The sequence below is a fragment of the Streptomyces sp. NPDC127114 genome, from assembly GCF_042677525.1.
Lineage (GTDB): Bacteria > Actinomycetota > Actinomycetes > Streptomycetales > Streptomycetaceae > Streptomyces.
In genome coordinates, this window is record NZ_JBHXTJ010000090.1 from 1 (window position 1) to 4,954 (window position 4,954).

Annotated in this window: 5 protein-coding genes; 3 read left to right on the forward strand and 2 right to left on the reverse strand. The window is 73.3% G+C overall.

Going from position 1 to position 4,954, the window contains the following annotated elements:
- Window positions 1-95 precede the first annotated feature (95 nt).
- The 3 genes from thiE (at window position 96) to ACFVGS_RS37310 (ending at window position 2,625) form a co-directional block, all read left to right on the forward strand.
- The gene (gene thiE / locus ACFVGS_RS37300) at window positions 96-746 is read left to right on the forward strand and encodes a thiamine phosphate synthase (protein ID WP_385435591.1); all 651 of its coding nucleotides are present in this window, start codon (window positions 96-98) and stop codon (window positions 744-746) included.
- A gap of 136 nt (window positions 747-882) precedes the next feature.
- A complete protein-coding gene (metF, locus tag ACFVGS_RS37305; protein WP_384422023.1) occupies window positions 883-1,800 on the forward strand; it encodes a methylenetetrahydrofolate reductase [NAD(P)H] in 918 nt (305 codons plus the stop codon).
- A gap of 51 nt (window positions 1,801-1,851) precedes the next feature.
- The gene (locus ACFVGS_RS37310; protein ID WP_385696921.1) at window positions 1,852-2,625 is read left to right on the forward strand and encodes a hypothetical protein; all 774 of its coding nucleotides are present in this window, start codon (window positions 1,852-1,854) and stop codon (window positions 2,623-2,625) included.
- A gap of 7 nt (window positions 2,626-2,632) precedes the next feature.
- Here ACFVGS_RS37310 and ACFVGS_RS37315 read toward each other — a convergent pair whose 3' ends face one another.
- Entirely contained in the window at window positions 2,633-4,066 is a 1,434-nt protein-coding gene (locus tag ACFVGS_RS37315) for a phytoene desaturase family protein (protein WP_385696923.1), read from the reverse strand.
- 10 nt (window positions 4,067-4,076) lie between these two features.
- Window positions 4,077-4,691, reverse strand: coding sequence for a DUF4126 domain-containing protein (locus ACFVGS_RS37320; protein ID WP_384422028.1), 615 nt, complete (start codon window positions 4,689-4,691; stop codon window positions 4,077-4,079).
- Window positions 4,692-4,954: the final 263 nt, after the last annotated feature.

Here is a 4,954-nt window from a genome sequence, read left to right on the forward strand (position 1 = left end):
GCCGAGCCGCACCTATCACACCACCCGCGGTGCCGGGCCGCCGGCCGACTCGGGCGGGCGGCCCGGCACCGGCACCACCCGACGGGGGGACCCACATGCCCACGCCTCGCGCGCAGCTCGCCGACGCCCGGCTCTACCTGTGCACCGACGCCCGGAAGCGCCAGGGCGACCTGCCCGCCTTCCTCGACGCGGTGCTCTCCTCCGGCGTCGACATCGTGCAGCTCCGTGACAAGGGCATGGAGGCCGGCGAGGAGCTGGAGCACCTCGCCGTGTTCGCCGAGGCCTGCCGCCGCCACGGCAAGCTCCTCGCCGTCAACGACCGGGCCGACGTCGCCCACGCCGTCGGCTCCGACGTGCTCCACCTCGGCCAGGGCGACCTGCCCGTGCCCGCGGCCCGGGCGATCCTCGGCGACGAGGTGCTGATCGGCCGTTCCTGCCACGCCGAGGAAGAGGCGGCCGCGGCCGCCGCCGAGCCCGGCGTGGACTACTTCTGCACCGGCCCCTGCTGGCCGACCCCGACCAAGCCCGGGCGGTACGCACCGGGCCTCGACCTCGTGCGGTACGCGGCCGGCCTGGCCCAGGACCGGCCCTGGTTCGCCATCGGCGGCATCGACGAGACGAATCTGGACGAGGTCCTCGACGCGGGCGCCCGGCGGATCGTCGTGGTCCGCGCGATCACCGAGGCCGACGACCCCGCCGCCGCCACGGCCTCCCTCGCCAAGCGGATCCGCGAGCGCCTGGCCTGAACACACCGGGCCCGAGGAGCCCCGCCGTCCACATCGTGGTCACGCGGCCCGGGTGACCTGTGTGCGGTGTCCTGAAACATGTCCACAACGCGGACTCGACTTCACTCGACTCCTGGACCCCGTCTAACCTGCCCGTATGGCCCTTGGTACCGCTTCCGTCCGCTCGGACCGCGCACGCACGGTCCGCGACATCCTCGCCTCCGGTGGCACCTCGTACTCGTTCGAGTTCTTCGCCCCCCGGAGCGAGAAGAGCGAGCAGAGCCTCTGGAACGCCATGCGCCGGATCGAAGCGGTCGCCCCCAGCTTCGTCTCGGTCACCTACGGCGCCGGTGGCTCCACCCGCGGCGGCACGGTCAAGGCCACCCAGAAGATCGCCTCCGACACCACCCTCACCCCGGTCGCCCACCTCACGGCCGTCGACCACTCGATCGCCGAGCTCCGCAACATCCTCGGCCAGTACGCCGACGCGGGCATCCGGAACATGCTCGCCGTGCGCGGCGACCCGCCGGGCGACCCGCTCGGCGAGTGGGTCGCCCATCCGGAGGGTGTCCACTACGCCGCCGACCTCGTCCGGCTGATCAAGGAGTCGGGCGACTTCTGCGTCGGCGTCGCCGCCTTCCCGGAGATGCACCCGCGCTCCACGGACTGGGACACCGACGTCCGCCACTTCGTGGACAAGTGCAAGGCCGGCGCCGACTACGCCATCACCCAGATGTTCTTCGACCCGGAGGCCTATCTGCGGCTGCGGGACAGCGTGCAGAAGGCCGGCTGCGAGACGCCGATCATCCCCGAGGTGATGCCCGTGGTGAGCGTCCGGACCCTGGAACGGCTGCCCGTCCTGAGCAACGCCCTCTTCCCGGAGAATGTGAAAGAACGCATCCTCGCGGTCAAGGACGATCCGGCCGCTGTACGCTCCATGGGCATCGAGTTCGCGACGGAGTTCTGCGCGCGGCTGCTGTCCGAGGGTGTCCCCGGGCTGCACTTCATCACGCTGAACAACTCCAGGGCGACGCTCGAGATCTACGAGAATCTCGGACTGCACCAGCAGTCGTGACCGGTCGTACCCGCCCCTACCCGCGGCGGAGGCCGTAGGAGAGGGGCGGGCATGTGGTGGACGGTCCTCTACATCGCATTCGGTGTCGTGGCGCTGTGGCTGCTGGGTGAGGTGCTGCTGCAGTACAAGGCGCGGCTGCGCTGGCGGCTGCTCGCCTTCGGCGGCTTCCTCGGCGTCGTCCTCGGCGTCCTGCTGCCCTCCGTTCTGGTGATCATCGCCGGTGCGATCGCCTTCGCCGTCGGCCAGACCTACGTCACGCTGTCCTTCCGGCGCGGCTTCTCCACCGGCTGGGCCCTGGGCGGCAATCCGGGCGCGAGCCGCCGCCGCAGGTCCGGGCCCGCCGCGAAGGAGGGGCCGACCCTGGAGGTCAGCGACCTCGCGTACGAGCCGGCGGACCGGGCCGCGGACCCGGACGGCTTCGCCGCCGCCGAGACCACCGCCGTCTACGAGCCCGAGCCGATGCCCGAGGACACCGGCCAGTACGCGGTCTACGGCACGTCCTACGACCAGCAGCAGCACCAGCAGCCGCAGTACGCCGACCCCTACGCCGCCGGTTACGACCAGCAGCCCGCGTACGACTACGGCACCGGCGGCCAGCAGCAGTACGCGGCCTACTCCGACCCGTACATCGGCCAGCAGTCGTACACCGACGCCGGCCAGCAGTACGGCGCGTACCAGCAGCAGCCGTACGCCGACCCGTACGCGTCCTCGTACACCTACGACACCCCGCCCGGCGGCGTGTGGGTGCCGCAGCAGCGCGACACCGAGCACCAGGAACAGCAGCAGCAGTACGGCTACGGCGAGGACCAGCACTACCGCTACTGACGGGGCCTCACCGCGAGCCGCGGAAGTCCGCTCCCTCCACGATCAGCCCGGCGACCAGCGCACCCGACATCCCGGCGTGCGCCAGCCCGCCGCCGGGGTGGGACCAGCCGCCGGCGAAGTACAGGCCGGGGAGCAGGGAGACGTTGCCCGCCGGGAGGTACCGCCCGCCCGCACCCGCCAGGGCGGGCCCGGGCACCTCGGCGACGCCGGTCTCGCGGAGCGTGTGCTCCGGCGTGCGGACCTCCTGCCAGAGCAGCCGCTCCCGGAGCTGCGGCACGGCCGCCTCGGCCTGCCGCAGCATCCGCTCGGCCACCGCGGCCCGGTCCTGCCCGTCGCCGGTGCGGACGGTCGCCGTGACCGTCACCGACTCGTGGGCGTCGTCGGGCCGCAGCTCCGGGTCGTCCGGCCGCAGGACGGTGACCGTCGGCAGGCCGGCGGAGGCGTGCACGACCGTGCGGTGCACCGCGCCCGACTCCCGGGCCCCGCGCAGCGCCAGACAGACCGTCACACGGCCGGTCGCGTCAGGACGGGACGGCCGGAGCTCCGCGCCGTCCGGCGGGAGCATCCGGTCCTCGTCGTGGTGCAGGGGCACCGGTGCCCCCGACACGACGTGGTCGGCCTCCACCGTCTCCCCGTCGGCCAGCCGGATCCCGCGGGCCTTCCCGTCCTTCTCCAGGACCTCCGCCACGTGCGCGTCGAAGACGAACTCCACCCGCCGCTGCACGCACCGCTCGTACACGGCGTCCGCCAGCGCCCGCATGCCGCCGGCCACGTACCAGCTGCCGAAGGTCTGCTCCATGTACGGCAGCACGGCCGCCGCGGCCGGCGCGGTCGCCGGGTCGAAGCCGTAGCCCCACGCGTACGAGTCGAGGAGCGCGGCGAGCCGGGGGTCGCGCAGCTCGCGGCTGCCGACCTGGGCGAGCGTGGTCGTCGGACGGCGCAGCAGGCCCGCCTTCGGTGCCGGGTAGGGCTCGCGGCCCAGCGGCGTCGGATCGGCCGGCCGCGGCTCCTCCAGGAGCGGCCGGCGGGTGCGGTCCCAGGCCTCGCGGGCCCGCACGAGGAAGTCGCCCCACCGCGCGCCCGCGCCCGCGCCGAGCGCCGCGTCCAGGGCCGAGACGGTCCCGGCGCGCGAGGCGTTGGGCAGGTCGACGCGGGTGCCGTCGGCGAAGACGTGACGGCTCGCCGGATCGACCTGGCGGAGCGTCACGCACTCCTCGAGCGGCTCCCTGCCGGTCTTGACGAACAGGTCGCGGTAGACCGCGGGCAGGTGCAGCAGACCGGGGCCGGTGTCGAAGCCGAAGCCGTCGCGCGTGAAGCGGCGGACGCCGCCGCCGTAGGTCTCGCCGCTCTCGTACACCGTCACGCGGTGGCCCGCCACGGCCAGCCGTGCGGCTGCCGCCATGGCGCCGAGCCCCGCGCCGATCACCACAATCCGTGCCATGTCAGGGACTCTAGCCGCCCCCGCCGACAGCCCGGTCGGCCAGCCGCTTCTCCTCCCGTCGCTGCGCCCTGCGCCGCAGGAAGCGGCGGATGTGGTGGGCGAGGAAGGCGAGTGTCACCAGGCCGAGGAGGAGCAGCACGGCCGCGATGACCGCCGCCGCGACCGGGTGGAACATCGCGAAGGTGATGATGCCGGCGACGCCGAGGTCCTCCGCCGTGGACACCGCGATGTTGGAGAAGGGCTCCGGAGAGGTGTTGATCGCCATCCGGGTCCCGGCCTTGACGAAGTGGCTCATCAGGGCCGTGGAACCACCGACCGCGCCCGCCGCCAGCTCGGGCAGCGAACCGGACTGACCGGCGAGCAGCGCCGCCACCACCGCGCCGCTGAGCGGCCGGATCACCGTGTGGACCGAGTCCCACACGGAGTCGACGTACGGGATCTTGTCCGCGACCGCCTCGCACAGGAACAGCACGCCGGCGGCGATCAGGACGTCGGGCCGTTGCAGTGCCTCGGGCACCTCGTCGCTGAGGCCGGTGGCGCCGAAGACGCCGAGCAGCAGGACCACCGCGTACGCGTTGATCCCGCTCGCCCAGCCGCTCGTGAAGACCAGGGGGAGTACGGACACGTCCGCGATCGTAGCCAGCTCTGAGTACCCGTACCTAGAGGGCGAGATGAGTAGGGATGCGGATGGGCCGTGACCTGCGCGGAAGGGAGAGTGGACCGCACGGAAGGGGCGCGGCTCCGGGACCGCCGGCACGGGGCGGCGGAACGGGGTCGCGCACCTGCCGGTACGGGGGAACGGGGGTTGCTCTCCGGGGGCGCACGGAAGTGCGAGGGGAGCGCGAAACAGCGCCGGTCCGGCGAGGCTCGGGGGGATCGAGCCTCGCC

What these genes read in the sequence shown, in the direction of transcription:
- metF (WP_384422023.1), top strand. Translation starts at nt 883, where the DNA reads ATGGCCCTTGGTACCGCTTCCGTCCGCTCGGACCGCGCACGCACGGTC.
- ACFVGS_RS37315 (WP_385696923.1), bottom strand. Translation starts at nt 4,066, where the DNA reads ATGGCACGGATTGTGGTGATCGGCGCGGGGCTCGGCGCCATGGCGGCA.
- thiE (WP_385435591.1), top strand. Translation starts at nt 96, where the DNA reads ATGCCCACGCCTCGCGCGCAGCTCGCCGACGCCCGGCTCTACCTGTGC.
- ACFVGS_RS37310 (WP_385696921.1), top strand. Translation starts at nt 1,852, where the DNA reads ATGTGGTGGACGGTCCTCTACATCGCATTCGGTGTCGTGGCGCTGTGG.